Annotated in this window: 17 protein-coding genes; 10 read left to right on the top strand and 7 right to left on the bottom strand. The window is 60.8% G+C overall.

The features are described 5' to 3' along the window. The first annotated feature begins 19 nt into the window (after positions 1-19). A complete protein-coding gene (locus tag RWK44_RS04270; protein WP_011654065.1) occupies positions 20-814 on the top strand; it encodes a ParA family protein in 795 nt (264 codons plus the stop codon). Positions 815-846: 32 nt separating this feature from the next. After that, a complete protein-coding gene (locus tag RWK44_RS04265; protein ID WP_017962618.1) occupies positions 847-1728 on the top strand; it encodes a ParB/RepB/Spo0J family partition protein in 882 nt (293 codons plus the stop codon). A gap of 196 nt (positions 1729-1924) precedes the next feature. On the opposite strand, the gene holA is transcribed toward RWK44_RS04265, so the two are convergent. From holA to leuS, 3 genes are read right to left on the bottom strand one after another with little or no spacing between them, the layout of a single operon-like run. After that, positions 1925-2965, bottom strand: coding sequence for a DNA polymerase III subunit delta (gene holA, locus RWK44_RS04260; RefSeq protein ID WP_131665092.1), 1041 nt, complete (start codon positions 2963-2965; stop codon positions 1925-1927). 10 nt (positions 2966-2975) lie between these two features. Beyond that, the gene (gene lptE / locus RWK44_RS04255) at positions 2976-3497 is read right to left on the bottom strand and encodes an LPS assembly lipoprotein LptE (RefSeq protein WP_316028402.1); all 522 of its coding nucleotides are present in this window, start codon (positions 3495-3497) and stop codon (positions 2976-2978) included. Beyond that, entirely contained in the window at positions 3487-6117 is a 2631-nt protein-coding gene (gene leuS, locus RWK44_RS04250) for a leucine--tRNA ligase (protein ID WP_316028401.1), read from the bottom strand. Before leuS ends, lptE begins: the two co-directional genes overlap by 11 nt. Before the next feature lie 200 nt (positions 6118-6317). Between leuS and RWK44_RS04245 the strand changes: the two genes are divergently transcribed. From RWK44_RS04245 to RWK44_RS04235, 3 genes are all read left to right on the top strand, one after another. Beyond that, positions 6318-6977 (top strand): YggS family pyridoxal phosphate-dependent enzyme, encoded by a 660-nt coding sequence (locus RWK44_RS04245; RefSeq protein WP_316028426.1) that lies wholly within the window; start codon positions 6318-6320, stop codon positions 6975-6977. Between the two features lie 75 nt (positions 6978-7052). Then, entirely contained in the window at positions 7053-8963 is a 1911-nt protein-coding gene (locus RWK44_RS04240) for a propionyl-CoA synthetase (protein WP_316028400.1), read from the top strand. Between the two features lie 256 nt (positions 8964-9219). Next, positions 9220-10155: a flagellin N-terminal helical domain-containing protein gene (locus RWK44_RS04235; RefSeq protein ID WP_020052207.1), complete on the top strand. Its 936-nt coding sequence runs from the start codon at positions 9220-9222 to the stop codon at positions 10153-10155. A gap of 79 nt (positions 10156-10234) precedes the next feature. On the opposite strand, the gene RWK44_RS04230 is transcribed toward RWK44_RS04235, so the two are convergent. Further along, a complete protein-coding gene (locus RWK44_RS04230) occupies positions 10235-10939 on the bottom strand; it encodes a DUF1013 domain-containing protein (protein WP_316028399.1) in 705 nt (234 codons plus the stop codon). Positions 10940-11167: 228 nt separating this feature from the next. Here RWK44_RS04230 and acs point away from each other — a divergent pair, with 228 nt between their 5' ends. Beyond that, complete coding sequence (gene acs / locus RWK44_RS04225) at positions 11168-13123, top strand: acetate--CoA ligase (RefSeq protein ID WP_316028398.1); 1956 nt, start codon at positions 11168-11170, stop codon at positions 13121-13123. A 230-nt stretch (positions 13124-13353) separates the two neighbouring features. Here the strand turns inward: acs and RWK44_RS04220 are convergent, their stop codons facing one another. Next, positions 13354-13578 carry a DUF1674 domain-containing protein gene (locus RWK44_RS04220; protein ID WP_026265519.1) on the bottom strand — a complete coding sequence of 75 codons (225 nt, stop codon included), beginning with the start codon at positions 13576-13578 and terminating at the stop codon, positions 13354-13356. Positions 13579-13688: 110 nt separating this feature from the next. Between RWK44_RS04220 and htpX the strand changes: the two genes are divergently transcribed. From htpX to purH, 4 genes are all read left to right on the top strand, one after another. Further along, entirely contained in the window at positions 13689-14651 is a 963-nt protein-coding gene (htpX, locus tag RWK44_RS04215; protein WP_168345461.1) for a zinc metalloprotease HtpX, read from the top strand. After that, the gene (locus tag RWK44_RS04210; RefSeq protein WP_316028397.1) at positions 14642-16030 is read left to right on the top strand and encodes an RsmB/NOP family class I SAM-dependent RNA methyltransferase; all 1389 of its coding nucleotides are present in this window, start codon (positions 14642-14644) and stop codon (positions 16028-16030) included. Before htpX ends, RWK44_RS04210 begins: the two co-directional genes overlap by 10 nt. Positions 16031-16246: 216 nt before the next feature. Further along, complete coding sequence (locus tag RWK44_RS04205) at positions 16247-17920, top strand: heparinase II/III family protein (protein WP_316028396.1); 1674 nt, start codon at positions 16247-16249, stop codon at positions 17918-17920. Positions 17921-18126: 206 nt separating this feature from the next. Beyond that, entirely contained in the window at positions 18127-19743 is a 1617-nt protein-coding gene (gene purH / locus RWK44_RS04200) for a bifunctional phosphoribosylaminoimidazolecarboxamide formyltransferase/IMP cyclohydrolase (RefSeq protein ID WP_221946150.1), read from the top strand. 46 nt (positions 19744-19789) lie between these two features. Here the strand turns inward: purH and RWK44_RS04195 are convergent, their stop codons facing one another. Both RWK44_RS04195 and RWK44_RS04190 read right to left on the bottom strand, forming a co-directional pair. Beyond that, positions 19790-21178 carry an MFS transporter gene (locus RWK44_RS04195; RefSeq protein ID WP_131640891.1) on the bottom strand — a complete coding sequence of 463 codons (1389 nt, stop codon included), beginning with the start codon at positions 21176-21178 and terminating at the stop codon, positions 19790-19792. Positions 21179-21204: 26 nt separating this feature from the next. Then, on the bottom strand, positions 21205-25980 hold the full coding sequence (locus tag RWK44_RS04190) for an NAD-glutamate dehydrogenase (protein WP_316028395.1): 4776 nt from the start codon (positions 25978-25980) through the stop codon (positions 21205-21207). Positions 25981-26033 lie beyond the last annotated feature (53 nt).

Here is a 26033-nt window from a genome sequence, read left to right as displayed (position 1 = left end):
CAGATCGGATATTGCGGCAATGGCTGGCGAACGACATCGGATTATCACCATCGCAAATCAGAAGGGTGGCGTTGGCAAAACGACCACAGCAATCAATCTGGCAACGGCGCTTGCTGCTATCGGCGAGCGCGTCCTGATCGTCGATCTCGACCCGCAGGGCAATGCCAGCACAGGCCTCGGTATCGATCGTCGTGATCGCAAGCTGTCTTCCTACGATCTGATGGTCGGTGATCGTGGGATTCCCGAAGTGACTCTCGAAACAGCGGTTCCTAATCTGTTTATCGTCCCGTCGACGATGGATCTTCTTGGCATCGAGATGGAAATCTCGCAGCAGAGCGATCGGGTGTTCAAATTGCGGAAGGCGCTCTCTTCGCCCGAAGCAATGGCGTTTTCTTATATTCTTCTGGATTGCCCGCCGTCGTTCAATCTGCTGACGATGAATGCTATGGCGGCGGCGCATTCGGTCCTGGTGCCGCTGCAATGTGAATTCTTTGCGCTGGAGGGGCTGAGCCAGCTGCTTGAGACCGTGAGCCAGGTTCGGCGGACGGTGAACCCGCGTCTGGATATTCAGGGTATCGTCTTGACGATGTTCGATGCGCGCAACAATCTTGCCCAGCAGGTTGTCAATGACGTGCGTACGCATCTGGGAGACAAGGTTTACCACACGCTAATTCCGCGCAACGTCCGGGTTTCCGAGGCTCCGTCCTACGGTAAGCCGGCTATTCTCTATGACTTGAAGTGTGCGGGCAGTCAGGCCTATCTGCAGCTGGCCTCCGAGGTTATCCAGCGAGAACGCCAAAGACTGGCCGCGTGATATCATTTTAGGGGTGTAGGTGAGTGTAGATCATGAATGACGATGTATCAAAAAGGCGATTGGGCCGCGGCCTTGCGGCGCTGATTGGTGAAATGGATCAGCCTGTCCCGGTGGAAGCCGAGCGGACTATCAGCGCCGACAGAATGATCCCGATCGAGTTCGTCAGCCGCAATCCCCGCAATCCCCGTCGGTTCTTCGATGACTCCGAACTGCACGATCTCGCAAGCTCCATTCGTCAACACGGTATCGTTCAGCCGATTGTTGTGCGGACGATGTCGCGGGATCGATATGAGATCATCGCCGGTGAACGACGCTGGCGCGCAGCTCAGCTTGCCGGGCTGATCGAGATTCCTGTCATTATCCGTGATGTGGATGATAAGACCGCGCTGGAAATCGCCATTGTCGAAAACGTGCAGCGCGCGGATCTCAATGCTCTCGAAGAGGCCTTGGGTTATGAGCAGCTGATCGCGGAATACGGCTACACCCAGAACGACCTCGGCGAAATCATCGGGAAGAGCCGCAGCCATGTTGCCAACTCGTTGCGCCTGTTGAAATTGCCTGATCCGGTTCGCGATCTGCTTGCTGCCGGCAGCCTATCGGCTGGCCACGCGCGCGCACTGGTTTCGACATCCGACCCGGCAAGTCTTGCCCGTACGATCGTTGCCAAGGGCATGTCGGTGCGTGATGCGGAAAAGCTGGCGCAAAACAATATCAAGGCCCAATCGGAGCCGCAGCAGGCGGCCTTGCGGCGAGATCAGAAAGATTCGGACACGCTGGCGCTGGAACGGACACTTTCCGATGCGCTCGGCCTTGATGTTGCGATCAATCACAAGGCAAGCGGCGGCCAGATCAAAATTTCCTATAAGTCGCTAGAGCAGCTCGAGGAAATCTGCCGCTTGCTCGAGAGGCGCTAGAACAGGATGATTTTAGGCCGGGTCGGCCTAAAATCTGAATCCTGTTCTACATTATACAGTCAGAGCATGATGTCGTCCGAAAACCGCTCACACTTTTCGGCATCATGCTCCAGAGCACCGACGCTCTAACTCCTTGAAACAACGCATCGTTCTTTCCGAAAATCGGTTAGGATTTTTTGGGCCGACGTTGTGCTGGTCAGGCGGATTTCCGGCCGGATTGAAGGGTGGTGGACAGAAGCGTTTGCATCGCAACGCTGTCTTCCAGCGCCTGCCGCCGTCTAGTTTGCAGAATAGCGGCCTGTAGCCGATTGGATTCACGGGCGATGCTTTCCGCTGTCCACTGGCGCAGCGCCTGTTCGATGATCGGCTTGCGGCGGAAATGCAGATGCCGCCCCATTGTCTGCATGATTTGAGGTGGCTGCAGCCGTTTTTCATCCATTTCGGCGCGCATCGCATCCAGAAGCTGGAATTGCTTCAGGCATGCCTGCAGAACCAGAAAGATCGCGGTTTTCGAACTGCTGATCTTTTGCATGGCGTGCAGAAAGGCGTTGAGATCGCCGCCGAGGATGGCGTCGACGGCGTCGTCAACCGAGATGGCGCTGGCGTCGCCAATTATTTCGGTAACGTGATGTTCTTCGACCGTATCGAAGCCCCGGCAGTAAAGAGCAAGCTTGCGCACCTCGTTTCGGGAAGCGATCCTGTCACCGCCGATCAACGCGATCAGCGCTTGTCGCGCGGCCGGCGTAATGCCGAGCTTCTCTGCACCGAGCTCTGTATCGATCAATGCATTCAGGGCGCGGCTGTCATCGGCGTAGGAGGGGATCGTCATGACGGATCGGGCGGCTTCCGCGGCCTTGCGCAGCAGGGAACCCTTCTTGAGGTCACCGGCCTCGATGATCAGATAGGCGGCTTCGAGTGGTTTTTCGGCCAGCAGCGCCAAGGAATCGACGAGGTATTTCTCGTTGGCGGCACCGCGGATCCAGATCAGTTTCTCGCCGCCGAACAGACCGATCGACTGGACCTCGTCGACCAACCGACCGGGGTCTTTCTGCAGGTCGCCGATATCGAGCTTGGTCAGCGAGAAGGGATCATCGAGTGCAACACCGCTCTTGTCGGCGAGCTGGCTTGCCCGTTCGGAAACAAGGCCGCGATCCGGTCCGTAGATGACGTAAATCCGATAATTCCGTGCCGATTTCTGCAGGAATGTCTCGAATTCGTGGGATTTTATCTCTGCCACATCCCCGCCCTCAGCGGCTGAGGGCAGCGGCGATATCGGCTCCCACGAATTCCGCCACCTGATCCGCCGCGCGGTTCTCGGCATCACGGATCGCCCGCTGCTTGGCGAATTCCTGTTCGGAAAAATCCACCAGCGCCGTGGTAGCGCGGCTGCCGGCCTTGATGACGTGATTGTCGGTCGTCGAACGCAGCGTGTAGGTGACGCTGACGGTCACACGGCCGGCGCGCGACGTGTCCGAGGAATCCCTCAGGAGCGTATCGGCAACAGACGTGGTAGCGCGAATCTCAACCTGATATTGCGGGTTTACCGCTTCACCGGCACCGCGCGACGCAAGGAAGATCAGTCGATTGCGCACCTGCTGCTCGACGCGGCTGCTTGCTGGGGAAAAGCCGACCGAGGAAAGCTTTTCGACGACACCGGAATTCTCGGAATAAAGCGGTCGGACCTGGCAGGCGGAGAGAAAAGCCGCCGCGGCAAGGATCATGGCGATGCCGGCATTGCGGGCCAGCTTGCAAGCGATATCAAACGACAATGTTTACAATCCTTTGGGGAACCACGACGATCTTCTTCGGTGCCTGTCCGTTCAGCGCGTTCTTCACCGCATCCAGATCCAGGACGGCGTTGGTGACGGCATTCTGATCTGCATCGCGAGAAATTGTCAATTCAGCGCGTTTCTTGCCGTTGATCTGTACCGGCATAACGACATCGTTTTCGATGACGAGTGTTTCGTCGTATCGCGGCCAGCTTGTCCGGGCAAGCAGGCCTTCATTGCCGAGCGCGGCCCAGCATTCCTCAGCCAGATGCGGCGTCATCGGAGAGACGAGCTGAATCAGAATCTCGGCAGCATCGCGCACCGCCGCGCGATAGGTGGCATCACCCTCACCTGCCGCAACCCTCGTCATCGGGGCGGCCAGTGCGTTGACGAGTTCATAAATTCGGGCAACGGCCTTGTTGAACCAGAGCTTGTCATAGTCGTTCTCGACAGCCTTCAGCGTCTTGTGGGCGGCCTGCGAGATCGACAACGCCTCCCCATCGGTTGCCGGCGCAGGTACCACGGCGGAGAGCGCGTCGGCTGCTTCGGAAATCAAGCGCCACAGACGCTGAGTGAAACGATGAGCGCCTTCGACGCCCGCTTCGGACCAGATGACGTCACGCTCGGGTGGGGAGTCGGACAGAACGAAGAAACGGGCGGTATCGGCGCCGTAGGAGGCGATGATATCGTCGGGATCGACAACGTTCTTTTTCGATTTCGACATCTTTTCGATCGAGCCGATCGCAACTTCCTCATTGTTCGTCAACAAGAAGGCTCGGCGTTTGCCGTCGAGTTCGTCGATGCGGATATCGGCGGGTGCCACCCATTCGCGGCTGGCGCCGGCGCCGCGGCTATAGGTTTCGTGGACCACCATGCCCTGGGTGAAGAGACCCTTAAAAGGCTCGGTGGCGGCGACGTGACCGGTCTCGCGCATGGCGCGGGTGAAGAAGCGGGAATAAAGCAAGTGCAGGATCGCGTGCTCGATGCCGCCGATATACTGGTCGACCGGCAACCAGCGGTTTGCCGCCTCCGGATCGGTCGGCTCTCCTTCCCAGGGCGCGGTAAAGCGGGTGAAATACCAGCTCGAATCGACGAAGGTGTCCATCGTATCCGTCTCGCGGCGGGCATCCTTGCCGCAGTTCGGGCAAGAGACATGGCGCCAGGTCGGATGACGGTCGAGCGGATTGCCCGGCTGGTCGAAGGTGACGTCGTCGGGCAGCTTGACCGGCAGGTCCGCCTTCGGCACCGGCACGACACCGCAATCGTCGCAATGGATGACCGGGATCGGGCAGCCCCAATAACGCTGGCGGGAAATGCCCCAGTCGCGCAGACGGAAATTGACCTTGCGCTCGCCTTGCGGCGCATTGCCGAGCGAAGCAGCCGACAGCCGGTCGGCAACGATATTGAAGGCTTCCTCGGTCGTCTTGCCGTCGAGGAAGCGCGAATTGATCATCACGCCATCGCCGTCATAGGCCGTGTCGCCGACGGAGAAGCTTGCGGCATCGCCATCCCTCGGCATGACGACGGCCACGACCGGCAGGTCATACTTGCGTGCAAAATCAAGGTCGCGCTGGTCGCCCGAGGGGCAGCCGAAGATCGCGCCCGTGCCATAATCCATCAAGACGAAATTGGCGATATAGACCGGCAACTCCCAGGAGGGATCAAGCGGATGCCTGACGCGGATACCGGTATCCATGCCCTTCTTTTCGGCAGTCTCGAGTGCTGCGAGCGAGGTGCCGGCGCGGCGGCACTCGTCGCAGAAGGCGTCGATATCAGGGTTCTTCGCGGCGGCATCCTTCGCCAGCGGATGATCGGCGGCGATCGCCAGGAAGGAGGCGCCGAACAGCGTGTCCGGCCGGGTGGTATAGACCGTCACTTCGCTCTCGCCGGCAGGTGCCGTTTCCGGCACGATCTCCCAGCGGATCGTCAGGCCTTCCGAGCGGCCGATCCAGTTCTTCTGCATCAGCCGCACTTTTTCCGGCCACTGGTCGAGCGTATCCAGCGCGTCGAGCAGATCCTGGCTGAAGTCGGTGATCTTGAAGAACCATTGCGTCAGTTCGCGCTGTTCGACCAGCGCGCCGGAACGCCAGCCGCGGCCGTCGATCACCTGTTCGTTGGCGAGCACGGTGTTGTCGACAGGATCCCAGTTGACCTTCGACTGCTTGCGATAGACCAAGCCCTTTTCCAGGAAATCCAGGAAGAGATGCTGCTGGTGCTGGTAATATTCGACGTCGCAGGTGGCAAACTCACGGCTCCAGTCCAGCGAAAGACCCATGGCCTTCAGCTGCGCCTTCATCGAGCCGATATTCTGGTACGTCCAGGAAGCGGGATGCACGCCGCGCTCCATGGCGGCATTCTCCGCCGGCATGCCGAAGGCGTCCCAGCCCATTGGATGCAGCACGTTGTAACCGCGGGCGCGCTTATAGCGGGCGACGACGTCGCCCATGGCGTAATTGCGGACATGACCCATATGGATGCGCCCCGACGGATAGGGGAACATTTCGAGGACGTAATATTTTTCGCGCGGATCGGCGTTGTCGGTCTCGAAAACCTTGTCTTCATTCCATTTCTGCTGCCAGCGGGGCTCGGCATCGCGCGGATTATAACGTTCGGTGGCCATGGTATTCGTATTTCCGGAAAATCAGGGGAGGTTGGTCGAGACCTTCACCATGAAACCACTACAGCGTCAAGTTTTGCAGGCGCTGCAAGCGTGCGATCTTGATCGTGACCAGGCGATTTCGCCGGGGCGGGACTTGGCAAGCACAGAATGGCTGGCTAGTTCATTCCAATCCTTTCATGCAGGTATGTCGAGGCAGAATGATGGAACTTCAAGAGCGCTTGAACGAGGTGCGGTCCCGGATCGCCGCCGCAGAACGCGAGGCAAGCCGTTCGGCGGGTTCCGTTCAGCTCGTCGCGGTGTCGAAAACCTTCGAGGCGGACGCGATCCGCCCGGCCATCGAAGGCGGGCAGCGTGTCTTCGGAGAGAACCGGGTGCAGGAAAGTCAGGGCAAGTGGCCGGCGCTGAAGGCCGAGCATCAGGATATCGAGCTGCATCTGATCGGACCGCTGCAATCAAACAAGGCGGCGGATGCTGTGGCGCTTTTCGACGTCATCGAGACAGTGGACCGGGAAAAGATCGCCCGCGCACTTGCCGAGGAGATGAGGCGGCAAGGCAAGGCGCTACGGCTCTATGTCCAGGTCAATACCGGGCTCGAACCGCAGAAGGCCGGCATCGCTCCTGACGACACGCCGGCCTTCGTCGCCCTCTGCCGCGACGAACTCGGCCTTTCGATCGAAGGTTTGATGTGCATTCCGCCGGCCGAGGAAAATCCCGGACCGCATTTCGCCCTGCTGGCAAAGCTCGCGCTCAAATGCGGCGTCGGAAAACTTTCCATGGGCATGTCGGGCGACTACGGGACGGCGATCGCCTTTGGCGCCACCAGCGTGCGTGTGGGGTCAGCGATTTTCGGCACGCGCTGAAACGCTGCTTTGGTCGGGCTTCCTGTTCCCCTCAATGCCGCCTAGATTAGGTTTGCATGTCCTGGGGAGGAGCAGATGCGGAACGGCTATCATCAGGCCTATGCGGCCTGGAAACGCGATCCCGAAGCCTTCTGGCGCGAAGCGGCCAGTGACATCGACTGGTTCGAGCCGCCAGAGCGGATTTTTTCACCCAATGAAGGCGTCTATGGCCGCTGGTTCTCAGACGCCGAAACCAATACATGCCACAATTGCCTGGACCGGCATGTGGCTGCCGGCCGCGGCGGCGAGACAGCGGTCATCTTCGACAGTGCAATGAACGGCGAGAAGCGCCGTTTCACCTATGATGAGGTGCTTGGCGAGGTGATGGCCATCGCAGCAGCACTGGTCGAGCGTGGCATCGGCAAAGGCGATCGCATCATCCTTTATATGCCGATGGTGCCGCAGGCGGTCTTTTCCATGCTTGCCTGCGCCCGCATCGGTGCGGTTCACTCCGTCGTTTTCGGCGGGTTTGCCGCCAGCGAACTTGCGGCGCGCATCGACGATTGCGCTGCGAAGCTGGTGATCACCGCGAGCTGCGGGCTCGAGCCCGGCCGCATCGTCGCCTACAAGCCACTGGTCGATCAGGCGATCGAGATCGCGCGTTCGAAGCCGGAGCGCTGTCTGGTGCTGCAGCGGCCGGAGCTTCGGGCAGATCTCGTCGGCGGTCGAGATCAGGATTTCGAGGTGGCGGTGGCGCAGCATCGTGGCGATGAGATCGCCTGTGTCTCCGTCAAGGCCACCGATCCGCTCTACATCCTCTATACTTCGGGCACGACCGGCCAACCGAAGGGCGTGGTGCGCGACAATGGCGGCCATATGGTCGCGCTCAACTGGTCGATGCGGAATATCTACGGCTTGAAGCCGGGCGAGGTCTTCTGGACGGCTTCGGATATCGGCTGGGTCGTCGGGCATTCCTATATCGTCTATGCCCCGCTGCTATCAGGCGTGACCACTCTGATCTTCGAGGGAAAACCGGTCGGCACTCCGGATGCCGGCACATTCTGGCGCATCGTCTCGGAATATCAGGTGCGGGTGCTCTTCACGGCGCCGACGGCATTCCGCGCCATCCGGCGGGAGGACGGTGACGGTGAACTGATGCGCCAATATCCCATGCCGGATCTGCGCGCACTGTTTCTTGCCGGCGAGAGGGCGGATCCGGAGACGTTGAAATGGGCCGAGCACCTGCTTGGCATACCCGTCATCGATCATTGGTGGCAGACGGAAACCGGTTGGCCGATCGCCGCAAATCCGCTTGGTCTCGGCGCCCTTCCCGTCAAGCACGGGTCGCCGGCGCTGCCGATGCCCGGCTATGAGATCGCGGTGCTCGACGATGCCGGTCATCCGATCGAGGCGGGAACGCTCGGCAATATCGTCGTGAAGCTGCCCCTGCCGCCCGGCTGCCTGCCGACCCTCTGGAATGCCGACGAGCGTTTTCGCTCGGCCTATCTCGATGAGTTTCCCGGCTATTACAAGACGGCCGATGCCGGCTATGTCGATGAGGACGGCTATCTCTTCATCATGTCGCGCACCGACGACATCATCAATTGCGCCGGTCATCGGCTCTCGACAGGGGCGATGGAGGAGGTCTGTGCGCGTCATCCCGATGTCGCCGAATGCGCGGTCATTGGCGTGATCGATGCGCTGAAGGGTCAGGCGCCCTGCGGTTTCCTGGTGCTGAAACGACATGTTTCCCGTGACGCGACGGCGATCGAATCAGAGGTCGTGGCGATGATTCGTGATTCGATCGGGCCGGTTGCCGCCTTCAAGACGGCCATCACCGTTAACCGGTTGCCGAAGACACGCTCCGGCAAAATACTGCGCGGCACGATGCAGAAGATCGCCGACGGCGTACCCTGGAAAATGCCTGCAACCATCGATGATCCAACGATTTTAGAGGAAATTGCCGAGGCGCTGCGCGGGCGCGGTTTAGGCTCCTTGCCGATGTGAATTAAACTTTCGGTAAGCCTAATTGAGGAATTGTTAACTATGTTGATGCAAGCATTTGTTAACGGCAATGGCTTGCATAGCAAGCTTTGCATGACGCGGTCGCCGTTACCGGCCTACTGCATAATTTCTTAAATCGGAATCGATTTAAGGACAAAATTATGCAGCAGTTGAAGTGCTACAGCGTCCTTTGCGCGTCTGAAAGACGTGCGGCGCTGTAGTCCGGATTGCCCCTTTCTCAACGATTGTGGAACGGATCATGACAAGCATCCTCACCAACAACGCTGCTATGGCAGCGCTGCAGACTTTGCGCGGCGTAAACGATAGCCTCAAGGACACCCAGGGTCGTGTTTCATCGGGTTATCGTGTGGAGAAAGCGGCCGACAACGCCGCCTATTGGTCGATTGCTACGACCATGCGTTCCGACAACATGGCGCTTTCAGCCGTCTCCGACGCGCTCGGGCTCGGCGCGGCAAAAGTCGATACCGCCTATTCGGCCATGGACAGCGCACTCGATGTCGTCAGCGAAATCAAGGCCAAGATCGTCGCCGCCACCGAAAAGGGCGTCGACAAGACGAAGATTCAGCAGGAACTCGACCAGTTTCAGGAGCAACTGCTCAGCATTGCTCAATCGGCGTCCTTCTCCGGCGAAAACTGGGTTGCCGGCGCCTCCGGCACAAAGAGCGTCGTTTCGTCTTTCGTGCGCGATGGCAGCAATGCCGTTTCGGTCAAGATGACGGACTACGTGCTCAATGCGGGCACGCTTGGAAACGTGCTTTTCGGAATGACCAGTACCGGTGCGATCGAGACGACCAGCGGTATCATTGGTACGGCCTTCAACGGAACCTATGGCGGCGCGGTCATCGTCATGCCGTCGATATATGCTCTCGACATCACCAATTTCACCCAGGGTCAGCTCGACGCAGCCCTGACCGGTATCGAACTGGTTCTCGGCGCCATGACCGCCGCCGGCTCGGCGCTCGGCTCGATCTCGACCCGTATCCAGCTGCAGGAAACGTTCGTCAGTGGCTTGCACGATTCGATCGACTCCGGTGTCGGACGCCTGGTCGATGCGGATATGGAAGAGGAATCGAGCAAGCTATCGGCGTTGCAGACGCAACAGCAGCTTGCCATCCAGTCGCTCTCGATCGCCAATACCTCGGCGCAGAACATCCTCACCCTGTTCCGCAGCTAATCGAAACAGGTCATCCGCAATAAAAAACCCCGTCGGTCAGCTCATACCGGCGGGGTTTTTCATGAGATGAGCTGATATCTCAGTACTGATCGTCGTCCTCGTCCTTCGGCGCCGAGCGTAACGAGCTCAGCTTGCGGAAGACGGCATCGGCGTCGATTTCCTTTTCCTTTTCCTCCTCGCGCTCGTAGGTCGGGCTCAGGCGCTCGGTCTCCTGGGCCGATTGCAGCGTCGCGCCAAGCTCGGCGGCGGTCGGCAGCGGACGGCCCTTGGAGGCCTTTTCCACTTCCATGTCGAGATCAATCTGGCTGCAGAGGCCGAGCGTGACCGGATCCATCGGCGCCAGGTTGGCGGAGTTCCAGTGGGTGCGCTCGCGGATCTGCTCGATCGTCGATTTCGTCGTGCCGACGAGGCGGGAAATCTGCGCGTCCTTCAGCTCCGGATGGTTGCGAACGAGCCAGAGAATGGCGTTCGGGCGGTCCTGACGCTTGGAAACCGGGGTATAACGCGGACCGCGGCGCTTGGATTCCGGCACCCGCACCTTCGGTTCGGAAAGCTTCAGCTTGTGGTTCGGATTGGCCTCGGCGCGGGCAATCTCGTCGCGGGAAAGCTGTCCTGTCGAGATCGGGTCGAGGCCCTTGATGCCCTGCGCCGCTTCGCCGTCGGCGATCGCCTTGACTTCGAGCGGATGCAGTTTGCAGAACTGCGCAATCTGATCGAAAGACAGTGCCGTATTGTCGACGAGCCAGATGGCTGTCGCCTTCGGCATGAGCAGTGTTTGAGCCATGGATATAGTCCTTCTATCGTCCGCGCCGGTCGCGGTCCGTGGATTGTCACCACAATGTCCGGGAAATATGCCGCTATATAACCGCACTGTCGCAGAATTGCAATTCTTCCGAAATGAAATGACCTTCGTCTAATTGCCGTGGCGATGCGAACTGCTATGAATTGCCGTGATTTCAAGTCCGGGCCATAGCTCACGCGGCCCGTCGCATGTCCCATGAGGAGGAGTTGCATGTCGGAGAAGATCTATCCGGTCACGAAGCCGGTGAAGGCGCGCGCCCTGATCGATAAGGAAAAGTACCTGAAATGGTACGAGGAAAGCGTCGAGAACCCGGACAAGTTCTGGGGCAAACACGGCAAGCGCATCGACTGGTTCAAGCCCTATACCAAGGTCAAGAACACTTCCTTTACCGGCAAGGTTTCGATCAAGTGGTTCGAGGACGGTCAGACAAACGTCTCCTACAATTGCATCGACCGTCATCTGAAAACGAATGGCGACCAGGTGGCGATCATCTGGGAGGGCGACAATCCCTATATCGACAAGAAGGTCACCTATAACGAGCTCTACGAGCATGTCTGCCGGATGGCGAACGTGTTGAAGAAGCACGGCGTCAAGAAGGGCGATCGCGTCACCATCTATATGCCGATGATCCCGGAAGCAGCCTATGCGATGCTCGCCTGCGCCCGCATCGGCGCGGTGCATTCGGTCGTCTTCGGCGGTTTCTCGCCGGAGGCCTTGGCGGGGCGTATCGTCGACTGCGAATCCACCTTCGTCATCACCTGCGACGAAGGCCTGCGCGGCGGCAAGCCGGTGCCGCTGAAGGACAATACCGATACGGCGATCCATATCGCCGCCCGCCACCATGTCAATGTCAGCAAGGTGCTGGTCGTTCGCCGCACCGGCGGCAAGACCGGCTGGGCAGCGGGCCGCGATCTCTGGCATCACCAGGAAATTGCCACGGTGAAGGCGGAATGCCCGCCGGTGAAGATGAAGGCGGAAGACCCGCTCTTCATTCTTTATACGTCAGGCTCGACCGGCAAGCCGAAGGGCGTACTGCACACGACGGGCGGTTATCTCGTCTATGCGGCGATGACGCATGAATATGTCTTCGATTATCACCACGGCGACGTCTACTGGTGTACGGCCGATGTCGGCTGGGTGACCGGCCACTCCTATATCGTCTATGGGCCGCTTGCGAACTGCGCGACGACGCTGATGTTCGAGGGCGTGCCGAACTTCCCGGACCAGGGCCGTTTCTGGGAAGTCATCGACAAGCACAAGGTCAACATCTTCTATACGGCGCCGACGGCGATCCGCTCGCTGATGGGTGTTGGCGACGACTTCGTCACCCGCTCCTCGCGCTCTTCGCTGCGCCTGCTCGGCACGGTCGGCGAGCCGATCAATCCCGAGGCTTGGGAATGGTACTACAATGTCGTCGGCGACAAGCGCTGCCCTGTCATCGATACGTGGTGGCAGACGGAAACCGGCGGCCACATGATCACGCCGCTGCCCGGCGCCACCGATCTGAAACCCGGTTCGGCGACGATCCCGTTCTTCGGCGTCAAGCCTGAGCTGGTCGACAATGAGGGCAAGGTGCTGGAAGGCCCTGCCGACGGCAATCTCTGCATCACCGACAGCTGGCCGGGCCAGATGCGCACCGTCTATGGTGACCATGAACGTTTCATCCAGACCTATTTTTCCACATACAAGGGCAAGTATTTCACCGGCGATGGCTGCCGGCGCGATGCGGACGGTTATTACTGGATCACCGGCCGCGTCGATGACGTGCTGAACGTCTCCGGCCACCGGCTCGGCACGGCGGAGGTGGAATCCGCGCTTGTCTCGCATAATCTGGTTTCGGAAGCGGCGGTCGTCGGTTATCCGCATCCGATCAAGGGCCAGGGCATTTATTGCTATGTGACGCTGATGTCCGGTCACGAGGGATCGGATACGCTTCGCCAGGATCTGGTGAAACATGTGCGGGCCGAAATCGGCCCGATCGCCGCGCCCGACAAGATTCAGTTTGCGCCCGGCCTGCCGAAGACGCGCTCCGGCAAGATCATGCGCCGCATCCTGCGCAAGATCGCCGAAGACGATTTCGGTGCTCTCGGCGACACTTCGACGCTTGCCGATCCGGCAGTCGTCAACGATCTGATCGCCAACCGGCAAAACAAGGCGACCGCCTGATAGATCGAGCCGTTCCGGTCCCCTTTCGGGCTTCCGGGGCGGCTCTTTTGTTTCCGCGTATTCGATGCGTTGTTTGCGGCATCCAAGCATGTTCACGGGCGAAGCCCTGAGAACTTTCCCGGCGAGGTCACGCCCGCTAGATGTGGCTGGAATACTTGTCGCTTAAGATGTCGTTAGCCGGATTCTTAACTCCATTCTGCTGCGGCCGGGGAAGGCACAGCAATATTGGCCTAAAAATCGATCGCCCTGCCATTGATTTCGTAATCGCCGAAACGCGCCGGCTCGGCTCCGCCGCGGCCGCCGATCTCCGGCGGCAGCTCCAGCGGCTTCTGGTTTTTTCGCCGCTCCTCGGCTTCGGCAAGGGCGCGCCTGGCAGCCGGGGGCAGCATCTTGCGCGGTGGCTCGGATCCCTCGGCCATCGGCGTTTCGCTGTTGTCGTTATCGGCGTCCTGCATGGCCGTCTCCTGCCGGAAATATTGAAAATGGCTGATGAATAACCAAATCATAATGCGCCGGTGCCGGGATTGAAAGCTTGTGGCGCCGAAATCGGAGATGGAGATCCGCCATGAACCTCGTTCGCACTGCGATGTTGCTTGCCTTCATGACGGCGCTTTTCATGTTTGTCGGCTTCCTGATCGGCGGTCGGGCCGGCATGATGATTGCCTTCGTCATCGCTGCCGGCATGAATTTCTTCTCCTACTGGAATTCCGACCGCATGGTGCTTTCGGCCTATCGCGCCCAGGAGGTCGACGAGCGCAACGCGCCGGAATTCTTTGCGATCGTGCGCGATCTCGCCCGCAATGCCGGCTTGCCGATGCCGAAGGTCTATCTCTACGACAGCCCGCAGCCGAATGCTTTCGCCACCGGCCGCAATCCCGATAATGCCGCCGTCGCCGCCTCGACCGGCCTGCTCAGCGCCTTATCTGCCGAGGAGGTCGCAGGCGTGATGGCGCACGAACTGGCCCACATTCAGTACCGCGACACGCTGACGATGACGATCACGGCAACGCTTGCCGGTGCAATCTCCATGCTCGGGAACTTTGCCTTCTTCTTCGGCGGCAATCGTGACAACAACAGCAATCCGCTCGGCTTCGTCGGCGTCATCGTGGCGATGATCGTGGCGCCGCTCGCCGCCATGCTGGTGCAGATGGCGATCAGCCGCACCCGCGAATATTCGGCCGACCGCCGCGGCGCCGAGATCTGCGGCAATCCGCTGTGGCTTGCTTCGGCGCTCGGCAAGATCGCGCGCGGTGCTGCCCATGTGCCGAACGAGGATGCCGAGCGCAACCCGGCGACAGCGCATATGTTCATCATCAATCCGCTCTCCGGCGAGCGCATGGACAATCTGTTTTCGACGCATCCGAACACGGAAAACCGCATCGCCGCGCTGCACGACATGGCGCAAGGCGGCATGAATGTCTCGACGCAGCCTGCTCGTGCTGCTAATCCGTCGCGCAAATCGCGCTCTGTTCCGGATACGGGTCTTGGTCGCGGTGGTTCGCAACCGCCAAAAGGTCCGTGGTCTTGAATTCAGACGGCACGAAGAAGCCATTCCGCAAGCATAAGCCCTCCACTGAGCGCTCTGCGCCTGATAAGCCTGGCCTGCAGGCCCGGGCCGCGGCGGCAAAAATTCTCGGCGCCGTCGTCGACCGCAAGCTGCCGCTCGATGGCGCTCTCGATCATGAACACGGCAATCCGGCCTATAGGGCGCTCGGCGAAAGCGACCGGGCGCTCGTCCGCGCCATCCTGAACACGACGCTGCGCCATTTGCCGCGTATCGATGCCGCGATTGCCGGGCTGCTGGATTCGCCGCTGCCGGAGGGCGCAAGGGCGCTGCATCACGTGCTCGCAATCGGGGCAGCACAGATCCTCTATCTCGACGTGCCGGATCATTCGGCCGTCGATCTCGCCGTCGAGCAGGCCAATCAGGATCCGCGCAATCGCCGTTTCGCCAAGCTGGTCAATGCCATTCTTCGGCGGCTCGGCCGCGAGAAGGAGCAGGTGCTTGCCGACATCGGCAAGGTCGCGCTGATGCCGGCATGGTTTATCGCCAGGCTGGAAAAGGCCTATGGCCGAGACGCGGCGCTGGCGATTTCGGAATCCCAGCTCGAACCGGCGGCAATCGATCTGACCGTCAAGTCCGACCCCGAAGGCTGGGCGAAGCGGCTGAACGGCGTTGTTTTGCCCACAGGCGGCATTCGTCTCGCCGCCTTCGACGGCGGCATCCCCTCGCTCGAAGGCTTCGACGAGGGCGCGTGGTGGGTGCAGGATGCGGCGGCAAGCATACCGGCGAAGCTTTTCGGCGATCTCTCGGACAGACGTGCCGCCGATCTCTGTGCTGCGCCCGGCGGCAAGACGGCACAGCTGATCCTTGCCGGCGGCGCAGTCACCGCGCTCGACCAGTCGGAAAACCGGCTGAGACGGCTGCGCTCGAATCTCGAGCGGCTCGGCCTCAAGGCGGAAACGATTGCGGAAGATCTGACGACATTCGAGCCGACGGAGCGTTTCGATGCGATCCTGCTCGATGCTCCCTGCTCTTCTACCGGCACGACACGCCGGCACCCTGATGTGTTGTGGACCAAGGGGCCTGAGGATATCGCCAGGCTGGCGGCGCTGCAGGAGCGGCTGCTGCGTCATGCGCTGACATTGCTGAAGCCGGGCGGCACGCTGGTTTTTTCGAATTGTTCGTTGGATCCTGTCGAGGGTGAGGACGTTGTCGCCCGTGTTCTTTCCGATACGGATGCGGTCGAGCGCGTTCCGATCGGCGCCGGTGACTGGCCTGGCCTTGAGACGGCGATCACTCCGCTCGGCGAATTCCGCACGCTTCCCACCATGCTGAAAATGCCTGACGGCATCGGCTCCGGCCTCGACGGCTTCTATGCGGCGGTGCTGCGGCGCCTGGCCTGATTGCAAGGCGTGAGCGCTCGCGGCGAGCCTGGTTTATACGAGGTGCTTCATAGCCTCGCGTCACCCATGCCGTTCTCCAAAACCGTTCGCATGATTTCAGGCGAAACGCGTCAATGTGCGTATATTCGAACTTTGTCACGAATTAATTCATTGCGGACGATGAAATCGGCCACTTTTCACCTATTCTTAACCACGAGGGTCAATAGACAATAGAATATGCAGTCCGGTCGGCGTTTTGCGAGCATGTATGTTCGGGAGGCTTGGCGGCGCGCCTTGCGCCGCGTCGCGTTGCTGCGCCTGAAGCTCTTTCGTCATTCGATCAAGGTGCCCGAGCGTCTGATCGTCGCGCCGACCGATCTGCGCAGCATCGATCCGCATGTGGCCGACGAGATCCTCAACGGACGGTTTCTCCTGGCCGGGCGCATGCTGGAAACCAACGAAAAGTCGCCCTTCACCTTCACCCTGCCCTCGCGCCCCTTCGCGATCCGTCTTCATAGCTTCGGCTGGCTGCGGCATATGCGGGCGAACAAGACGGAGCGCAGTTCGGCTGCCGCCCGCGCGATCGTCGACAGCTGGCTTTCCATCCATGCCGGTCGCATGGAAGGGGTTGCCTGGGAAACCGACGTCACCGCTCAGCGCGTTATTGCCTGGCTGTCGCATTCGCCGGTGGTACTGCAGAATGCCGATCGCGGCTTTTATCGCCGCTTCATGAAGTCGCTGGCGTTCCAGGTGAGGTTCCTGCACCGGATGGCGCCGTTCACCCTCGGCGGCCTGGAGCTGTTTCGGCTGCGTATCGCGCTGGCCATGGCCTCCGTCGCCATGCCGGCGCGCGCCTCTACGCTCAGAAGGGCGGCGCAGGCGCTCGACCGCGAATTCGATAGCCAGATTCTGCCGGATGGCGGCCATGTGTCGCGCAATCCGCGCGTCGGGCTGGAATTGCTGCTCGATCTGCTGCCGCTCCGGCAGACCTATGTCAATCTCGGCCATGACCTGCCGCAGAAACTGATCTCCGGCATAGATCGCATCTATCCGGCACTGCGGTTTTTTCGCCATCAGGACGGAGACCTGGCGCTCTTCAACGGGGCGACCTCCACGCTCGCAAACGAGCTGATGTCGGTGCTCAGATATGACGAGACCGCCGGTCAGCCGTTCAAGGCTTTGCCGCATTCGCGTTATCAGCGGCTTTCCGGAGGCAAGACGGTGATCATTGCCGATACCGGCACGCCGCCTTCGGGAGGCGCGCTTCGGACCGCGCATGCCGGCAGCCTCTCCTTCGAGATGTCGTCCGGACGTCATCGCTTCATCGTCAATTCGGGTTCGCCGAAATTTGCCGGGCATCGTTATGTCCAGATGGCGCGCACGACGGCGGCGCATTCGACCGTTATCCTCAACGACACCTCGTCCAGCCGCTTTTCGCCTTCGCCCTTCCTGAACCACGCAATCACCGAACCGGTGAGGACAATCACCGTCGAGCGTGCCGAAACCGAAGACGGACGCGACGGCATAAAGCTCAGCCATGACGGTTATCTCAGGGTGTTCGGGGTGCTGCACGAGCGTGAGCTGACACTCAATGCCGCAGGTTCGATCGTGACCGGCCGCGACCGGCTCGTCGTCCGCGAAGGATATGAGAGTGACGAGCCCCTGAAGGCCGTCGCCCGTTTTCATATCCATCCGTCGATCGTCCTGCATCAGAGTGACGGGGAGTCCGTGCTGCTGACGGCGCCGGACGGCGAAAGCTGGCTGTTTTCCGCACCCGGCAATGAAGTGCTGATCGCCGAGGATATCTTCTTTGCCGACAGCTCCGGCATCTGCGGCTCGGACCAGATCGAGATCGATTTCGATCTTGCCGAGAAGACCGAAATCCGCTGGTTTTTGTCCCGCAAAGGCTAGAAGCGGATGATTTTGAGCCGAGCGGCCAAAATCGGGATCGCATCCACATCAAAGAAGTAAAGTACGATGCCGTCCAAAAATGGCTCGTGCTTTTTGGCGTCATGCGCTGACGCCTGTTTGCGCGGCGGCAAAGCTGTGCTAACGCGGCGCCAGCATGCGAACATCCCTTGCGGATGTCCTCCCGAAGCCCGAACGGAGAAGGTTTCATGGCCGTCATTTCCAAGAAGATCCCCGCCCCCGACAAGGTCGAAATCAAGACCGCGCTCATCTCCGTCTTCAACAAGACCGGGATCGTCGACCTCGCCCACGCCTTGTCTGCCAGAGGTGTGCGCCTGCTTTCGACCGGCGGCACGTTTAAAGCGATCACCGCTGCCGGTCTTGCCGTCACCGATGTCTCCGAAATCACCGGTTTTCCGGAGATCATGGATGGGCGTGTGAAGACGCTGCATCCAACGGTGCATGGCGGCCTGCTGGCGATCCGTGACGATGGCGAACACCAGGAGGCGATGAAAAAGCACGGCATCGAGGGCATCGATCTCGCCGTCATCAACCTCTACCCCTTCGAAGACGTACGCGCGGCCGGCGGCGACTATCCGACGACCGTCGAGAATATCGATATCGGCGGTCCGGCGATGATCCGCGCATCGGCCAAGAACCATGCCTATGTGACGACCCTGACCGATCCGGCCGATTATGCCGAGCTGCTGGAGCAGCTTTCCGCAGATGACGGCAAGACCGCCTATGCCTTCCGCCAGCGCATGGCGGCCAAGGCTTATGCCCGCACCGCCGCCTATGATGCAATGATCTCCAACTGGTTCGCCGAGGCGCTGACGATCGACACGCCACGCCACCGGGTCATCGGCGGTGCACTGAAGGAAGAGATGCGCTACGGCGAAAATCCGCATCAGCAGGCCGCCTTCTACCTGACCGGCGAGAAGCGCCCGGGTGTTTCGACGGCCGCTCTTCTCCAGGGCAAGCAGCTCTCCTACAACAATATCAACGATACGGATGCCGCCTACGAGCTCGTCGCTGAGTTCCTGCCGGAGAAGGCGCCGGCCTGCGCGATCATCAAGCACGCCAATCCCTGCGGCGTCGCCACCGGATCGAGCCTGGTCGAGGCCTATCGGCGGGCGCTTGCCTGCGATTCCGTTTCCGCCTTCGGCGGCATCATCGCGCTCAACCAGACGCTCGATGCCGAAACGGCCGAAGAGATCGTCAAGCTCTTCACTGAAGTGATTATCGCGCCGGATGTCACGGAGGAGGCGAAGGCTATCGTCGCCCGCAAACCGAACCTGCGGCTGTTGTCTGCCGGTGGCCTGCCCGATCCGCGTGCTGCGGGCCTGACGGCAAAGACCGTTTCCGGCGGCCTGCTCGTCCAGAGCCGCGACAACGGCATGGTCGAGGATCTGGAACTCAAGGTCGTCACCCGGCGCGCGCCGACGGCGCATGAACTTGAAGACATGAAGTTCGCCTTCAAGGTCGGCAAACACGTGAAGTCGAACGCCGTGGTCTATGCCAAAGACGGCCAGACCGCCGGTATCGGCGCCGGCCAGATGAGCCGTGTCGATTCCGCCCGCATCGCGGCGCTTAAGGCCGAAGAAGCCGCCAAGGCGCTCGGCCTCGCGGTTCCGATGACGCATGGCTCGGCGGTTGCCTCCGAGGCCTTCCTGCCTTTTGCCGACGGTCTTCTGTCGATGATCGCCGCAGGAGCGACGGCGGTTATCCAGCCGGGCGGCTCGATGCGCGACCAGGAAGTCATCGATGCCGCCAACGAACACGGCGTCGCAATGGTCTTTACCGGCATGCGCCATTTCCGGCACTGATCGGGTGCCGGCGGTGGCCGGCGCTCTTCCTCGAGCAGGTTCGTCCCTATGCGCGATCGGCCGGATAGGGTGTGCGGATCAAGAGTATCAATCCGCCGGCGAGGAACAGGATCAGCGTTGCCATTCCGAGCCGCGGTGATCCGCTCATATAGGTCACCAGCGAGAAGAGCAGCGTCGCCATGAAGCTGGTGGCGCGCCCCGACAGCGCGTAGATGCCGAAGTAGCGGCCGGCTTCATCGATGTTGACGCTGCGGGCGAGATAGGAGCGTGACGAGGCCTGCACCGGCCCGAAGGCGAGCCCGATCAGCAGGCCGTAGAGGATATAGGCCTTTTCTGCAGCCGTACCGAAGAGGCCGCCGGAATCCGCCGCCGGCAGCGGCATCATTCCGAACAGGGTGTAACCCGGTCCTGTCGAGATGATGCCGATCGTGGCGAGAAGCAGCATCGTGAGGCTGATGACGACCGTCACCTTCGAACCAACGCCCTTGTCGATGCGGCCGGCGATCAGGCAGCCGAAGATCGCAACGACATTCAGGATGATGCCGTAGATGCCGATCTCGATCGTCGCCCAACCGAACATCCCGGCCGCGAAGATGCCGCCAAGGATCAGCAGGCCGTTGACGCCGTCCTGATAGATCATGCGGGCGATGAGGAATTTCAGGATGCCGCGGCGCTCTCTAAGCTCGCCAAGCGTGTTTCTGAGTTCCCGCAAGCCGGAGCGCACCGCGGTGCCGAAGGGAAGACCCTTGCCGACATCGGGCGTGAAGAAGAACATCGGTAGGATGAAGATCAGATACCAGACGGCCGAGATCGGCCCGGTGATGCGTGCATCCTGGCCGGTCGCAGGATCGAGGCCGAACAGTGGATCAAGGCCGAGGATGGTCTTGCCGGTCTCGGGGCTCGCCGCCAAAAGCGTCACGACGGCAATGAGCACGATGATGCCGCCGAGATAACCGAGCCCCCAGGCGGTGTTGGAGAGCTTGCCGACCTCGTGCTTGCCGACCAGGCGCGGCATCATCGAATCGTTGAAGACGATCGAAAACTCGGCCGAGATCGAGGCGAGGATCATGAACACGACAGGATAGAGAACAGGCGAACCGGGTGCGGCGAACCACAGGCAGAACAGGCTGGCGATCTTGATGATCGCGAAGAAGCCGATCCAGGGTTTGCGCGCGCCGGACTGGTCGGCGATCGAGCCGAGCACGGGTGAGAGCAGGGCGATGATCACCGAGGAGATCGTCGCCATGTTGCTCCACGTCGTCTGCGCGGAAACCGGGTCATCGGTCAGGCGGGAAACGAAATAGGGTCCGAAGATAAAGGTCGTGACCACGGTGAAGAAGGGCTGTGCTGCCCAATCGAAGAACATCCACCCCCAGATGCCCTTCTCCGTGGCCTTCGGCGGTTGCGTTCCTGTCCAGTCAATGCGATTCAACATCCGCTCCTTCTTTGACGCGGACTGTCTCACCTCACCCGGTCGCGCGCAAGATCGGTCAGGATACCTGCAGCAACGGTAATACGCGCGAGATTGGGATCGCCGCCGTCGCTGAGAGTTGAAAGCTCCTCGAGGATACGGTTGATGCGGATACGATCCTGCGCATGCCAGGCTTGAACGGGAAGCTTTTCCTTGCCGTGATCGGAAAGGGCGGAGATAACGATGTCGCGCCTTGCACTGGCGATTTGATCGATACTGCGGGCAAGCGCCAGATTCTCGTAATGGTCTGAGGTGAGGATCCGCCCGCCCGCCGCCAGCAGCCTGCCGATACGGAAGGTCTGCGACACGGCGATGTAGTTCTCGGCGGCGCGGACCAGGGGTTCGCCGGTGCGCTCGGCGATCTGCATGATCTCCGGCACCAGTGCGAAGATCGGGAGGCTGGCGATGTCGGCGGCGAGTTTTTCGGGCAGGCCCGCCTGGCTGTACTCCGCCTGGCGCACGGCGACCTCGCCGGCCACCTGTCCGGCGAAGGCGGTTTTCAGCTTCTTCAGGGCCGCCTGAAGCCGGCTAATCACTTCTGCCATATCGGCCTTGGTCATGCCCGTTTTCAGCAGCAGGCGCGTCAGCACGATAAAGCTGTGGCTGATCTCCTCGTAGATGCGGTTCTGCATCTCGCCTGATATCTTGCCGTCCAGGGCGTCCGTCCCGGCCCAGAGGCTGGTCAGGTCGAAACCGTCTCTAGCGACGATTGCGGCGCGCACCACTTCCGGTGCCGAAGCCGCCGTTGCGTCCATCATGGCGACGGTGAAGCTTGGCCCGCCGCGGTTGATCGCTTCGTTGGCAAGCACGGTCGCGACGATTTCGCGCTTCAGCCGGTGGCTGGCGATATCGCCGGCATTCGACTTCTGCATCTTCACGGGGAAATAATTCGAAAGCGTCGCGATAAAATAGGGATCGTCGGGCAGATCGCTTGCGGCCAGCGCATCGAAGAGCACGATCTTGGCATAGGACACCAGCACGCCGATTTCCGGCCGCGTCAGCGGCTTCCCGGCCGTATAGCGTTCGGCCAGCGTCTGGTCGTCCGGCAGCGTCTCGACTTTGCGGTTCAGCTGGCCGGCGCCCTCGAGCACAGTCATGAAGCGGCCAAGCTGCAGACCGTTTGCCGTGCCTTTGCGTTCCGTCAGTGAGATCGCCAGCGACTGCAGATAGTTGTTGCGCAGGACCAGGGTCGCCACTTCGCCGGTCATCGAAGAAAGAAGCTGGTCGCGTTTTGCGCGCGTCAGGCGCCCGTCATGCATGGCGGCTGCCAACGCGATCTTGATATTGACCTCCACGTCCGAGGTGTTGACGCCGGCCGAGTTGTCGATGGCGTCGGAATTGCAGCGCCCGCCCTTCAGACCGTAGGCGATGCGGCCTTTCTGGGTAACGCCGAGGTTTGCGCCCTCGCCGATCACCTTGGCGCGCACCTCAACCGCGGTGATGCGGATCGGGTCGTTGGCACGGTCGCCGACTTCGGTGTCGGTTTCGGACGGCGCTTTCACATAGGTGCCGATGCCGCCGAACCAGAGCAGGTCGACCGGGCTCTTCAGGATCGCCATCATGATCTCGAAGGGCGTGGCCACAGCCTTGTCGATGCCGATTGCGGCAACCGCTTCCGGCGTCAGCGTGACTGATTTCGCCGCGCGGGAAATGATCATCGCACCCTTCGACAGCACGTTTCTGTCGAAATCCTGCCAGCTTGAACGCGGGAGGTCGAAGAGCCGTTGGCGTTCGGCCAGAGTCTTTTCCATATCGGGATCGGGATCGATGATGATGTCGCGGTGATCGAAGGCGGCGATGAGCCGGATCTTCGGGGAGAGCAGCATGCCGTTGCCGAAGACGTCGCCTGACATATCGCCGACGCCGGCGACGGTGAAGGGCGTCGTCTGGATGTCGATATCCATTTCCCGGAAATGGCGTTTCACGGTTTCCCAGGCGCCGCGGGCGGTGATGCCCATCTTCTTGTGGTCGTAACCGGCCGAGCCGCCGGAGGCAAAGGCATCGTCCAGCCAAAAGCCGGCTTCCTGCGCCAGTGCATTGGCGGTGTCGGAGAAGGTCGCGGTGCCTTTGTCGGCGGCGACGACGAAATAGGGGTCGTCGCCATCGAGCCTAACGGTATCCTTCGGCGGCACAATATCGGCACCCGATATATTGTCGGTGATCGAAAGCAGCGTGCGGATATAGGTCTTGTAAGCCTCACGGCCGGCATTGAAGATCTCGTCGCGGCTGCCGCCGACGGGGAGTTTCTTCGGATAGAAGCCACCCTTGGCGCCGACCGGCACGATGACCGCGTTCTTGACCTGCTGCGCCTTGACGAGGCCGAGCACCTCGGTGCGGTAATCCTCGGCGCGATCCGACCAGCGCAGGCCGCCGCGCGCCACTTTGCCGAAGCGCAGGTGCACGCCTTCTACTTCGACGCCGTAGACGAACATCTCGCGGAAGGGTTTCGGCTGCGGCAGCCCGTCCACCAAATGCGGATCGAGCTTGAAGGCCAGCATCGGTTTCGGCGAGCCATCCGGGTTCTTCTGGAAATAATTGGTGCGCAGCGTCGCATCGACGATATTGACGTAGCGGCGCAGGATACGGTCGTCGTCGAGACTCGGCACGTCGGCAAGCTCGGCCTCGATTGCCTGGTGCAGTTCGGCAAGTTTCTTGACGCGGGCCTTCTCCGTAAGCCTGGTGTCGAGCGTGTCATGGAAGAGACGAAAGATAGCAGCGGCGACACCGGGATATTTGTCGAGGGTCGTCGCGATATAATCCTGCGAATAGGCGATGCCGGCCTGGCGGAGATAACGCGCATAGGCGCGCAGCACATTCGTCTCGCGCGCCGAGAGCCCGGCCGAAAGGATCAGCCGGTTGAAGCTGTCATTGTCGATCGTGCCGGCGAAGGCGGCGACGAAGCCTTCCTCGAGAGCGGCGCCGTAACGCTGCAGATCGATCTCGCCGCCATTGCGGGCCTCGAGCTCCATATCGTGCAGCACGACGAGCTTTTTTTCTCCATCGGCGACCGGCACCCCGATGTCGAAAGTGCGTTCACTGACGACATTGAAGCCGAGATTCTCGAGAAGCGGCACGCGGCGCGACAACGCCAGCTGGCCGCCGGCGTGGAAGATCTTCAAGGAAAGGATGCGGCCCTGTTCTTCCTGACGATGGTAGAACTGGATGCGAAGCGGCTCGCCGGCGGCGCAGGCACCGATATCGGCGAGGTCGGCCACGGTTTCCTCCGGCGTGAAGGAATCCTGGAAGGCTTGGTCGACCGATATCTTCGGCGCCTTGGCGCCTGCCAGCGCCTCGAAACGGTCGTCCCAGCGGGCGGTGATCTCGCGGATCACCTGCTCGAGCTTTGACTGCGGAATGCGTGGCGTCTTGCCGCCCGAGCGGCCGATGATGAAATGCACGCGCGCCACGCCGCCTTCCGGGAAAGCCGGGTAATAGGCGGAGACACGGCCGTCATAGACAGTCTTCAGATAGGTGCCGATCCGCTCTCGGACGATCGAGTCGTATTCCTCGCGCGGCACGTAGACGATCACCGAGACGAAGCGGTCGAAATGGTCGATGCGCGGCAGGACGCGCACGCGCGGCCGATCGCCCAAATCGTTGATCTGTTCGGCAAAACTCGCAAGCAGCGTCGTGTCGATCTGGAAAAGGTCGTCGCGCGGATAGGATTCCAGCGTATTGTCGAGCATGCGGCCGGAATGGCTCATCGGGTCGAAGCCGAAATGCTCCTTCACCTTCTCGATCTTGGAACGCAGCAGCGGGATTTCCGAGGCGAGCGAGGTATAGGCCGTCGAGGTGAAAAGACCGACGATGCGCAGTTCGCCGGTGACGTTGCCGTCGGCGTCGAAGCGCTTGACGCCGACATAATCCATATAGGCGCGGCGATGGACGATCGATTTCACATTCGCCTTGGTGACGATCAGGAAGTCGGGGCCGTCGAGGAAGGCAAGGATCTCAGGCGTCGTCGTCACCGCATCCTTGCCGGTGCGCAGCACGAGAACATCGGGATTGGAAAGAATGCCGAGGCCAGCACCCTTGTCGCGTTCGACCTTGGCTTCGGTCCCTTTGCCGGAATAGACATATTCGCGCATGCCGAGGAACGTGAAATTCTCATCGCGCAGCCAGGTCAGGAAAGCGACGGCTTCGTCGCGATCGGCCTTCTTCCGGCTGGCGCCATTGGCCGCAAGCTCGGCGATCACTCCGTCGATCTTGGAAAGCATTGGCTTCCAGTCGGAAACCGACAGGCGGACCTGTTCGAGCACTTTTTCGATGCGTTTGACGAGATCGGCGGCCTGGGCGGAATTGAGGGGCGCAATATGAAGCTGGATATGGCTGACGCGGTTGGCCGGATCGCTCGGGTGATCGGCGGAATAAAGCACCGGCGCCTGGCCCTTTTCCATGACCAGGATGGGATGCACGGCCATGAACAGGTCGCGATAGCTGCTCGTCACTTCACCCATGACCGATTCGAACAGAAAAGGCATGTTGTGGTCGGTGACAGAAAGCACCGAGACGGCGATGCCGTCAGGCGTCACATCGGCAATCGTGTCGATGCTGACGCGGGGCGCCTTGCCGTTCCAGGCGGCAAGTTCCTTTGCCGAATGCACCGCGGAGAGCGCCAGCATTTCCGGCGTATAGAGTTCGAGATCGTCATTGCTTGCCCGGCCGAAGAGAGTTGCCGGATCGAGATGCGCCTCGCCTGTCGCCTTGGCGATCTTGCGCGCGCTTTCGATCTGCTTTTCCCGTTTCGGATTGTTTCTGGCAGCCATGGATCGCCTCCCTCAATGTCTGATTTTTTGCAAGCTAACAGAAGATTCTTCGA

It is taken from the genome of Rhizobium sp. 25PS6 (assembly GCF_032464655.1).
Classification (GTDB): Bacteria; Pseudomonadota; Alphaproteobacteria; order Rhizobiales; family Rhizobiaceae; genus Rhizobium; species Rhizobium laguerreae.
The sequence above is the reverse complement of the archived record's forward strand: the minus strand, read 5'-3'. Positions and strand labels throughout refer to the sequence as shown.

Bases quoted from the DNA above. Each gene is read 5' to 3' on its own strand.
- RWK44_RS04270 (WP_011654065.1), top strand. From the start codon at position 20: ATGGCTGGCGAACGACATCGGATTATCACCATCGCAAATCAGAAGGGT.
- RWK44_RS04265 (WP_017962618.1), top strand. From the start codon at position 847: ATGAATGACGATGTATCAAAAAGGCGATTGGGCCGCGGCCTTGCGGCG.
- leuS (WP_316028401.1), bottom strand. From the start codon at position 6,117: ATGGCCACCGAACGTTATAATCCGCGCGATGCCGAGCCCCGCTGGCAG.
- RWK44_RS04245 (WP_316028426.1), top strand. From the start codon at position 6,318: ATGGAACTTCAAGAGCGCTTGAACGAGGTGCGGTCCCGGATCGCCGCC.
- RWK44_RS04240 (WP_316028400.1), top strand. From the start codon at position 7,053: ATGCGGAACGGCTATCATCAGGCCTATGCGGCCTGGAAACGCGATCCC.
- RWK44_RS04235 (WP_020052207.1), top strand. From the start codon at position 9,220: ATGACAAGCATCCTCACCAACAACGCTGCTATGGCAGCGCTGCAGACT.
- RWK44_RS04230 (WP_316028399.1), bottom strand. From the start codon at position 10,939: ATGGCTCAAACACTGCTCATGCCGAAGGCGACAGCCATCTGGCTCGTC.
- acs (WP_316028398.1), top strand. From the start codon at position 11,168: ATGTCGGAGAAGATCTATCCGGTCACGAAGCCGGTGAAGGCGCGCGCC.
- RWK44_RS04220 (WP_026265519.1), bottom strand. From the start codon at position 13,578: ATGCAGGACGCCGATAACGACAACAGCGAAACGCCGATGGCCGAGGGA.
- htpX (WP_168345461.1), top strand. From the start codon at position 13,689: ATGAACCTCGTTCGCACTGCGATGTTGCTTGCCTTCATGACGGCGCTT.
- RWK44_RS04205 (WP_316028396.1), top strand. From the start codon at position 16,247: ATGCAGTCCGGTCGGCGTTTTGCGAGCATGTATGTTCGGGAGGCTTGG.
- purH (WP_221946150.1), top strand. From the start codon at position 18,127: ATGGCCGTCATTTCCAAGAAGATCCCCGCCCCCGACAAGGTCGAAATC.
- RWK44_RS04195 (WP_131640891.1), bottom strand. From the start codon at position 21,178: ATGTTGAATCGCATTGACTGGACAGGAACGCAACCGCCGAAGGCCACG.
- RWK44_RS04190 (WP_316028395.1), bottom strand. From the start codon at position 25,980: ATGGCTGCCAGAAACAATCCGAAACGGGAAAAGCAGATCGAAAGCGCG.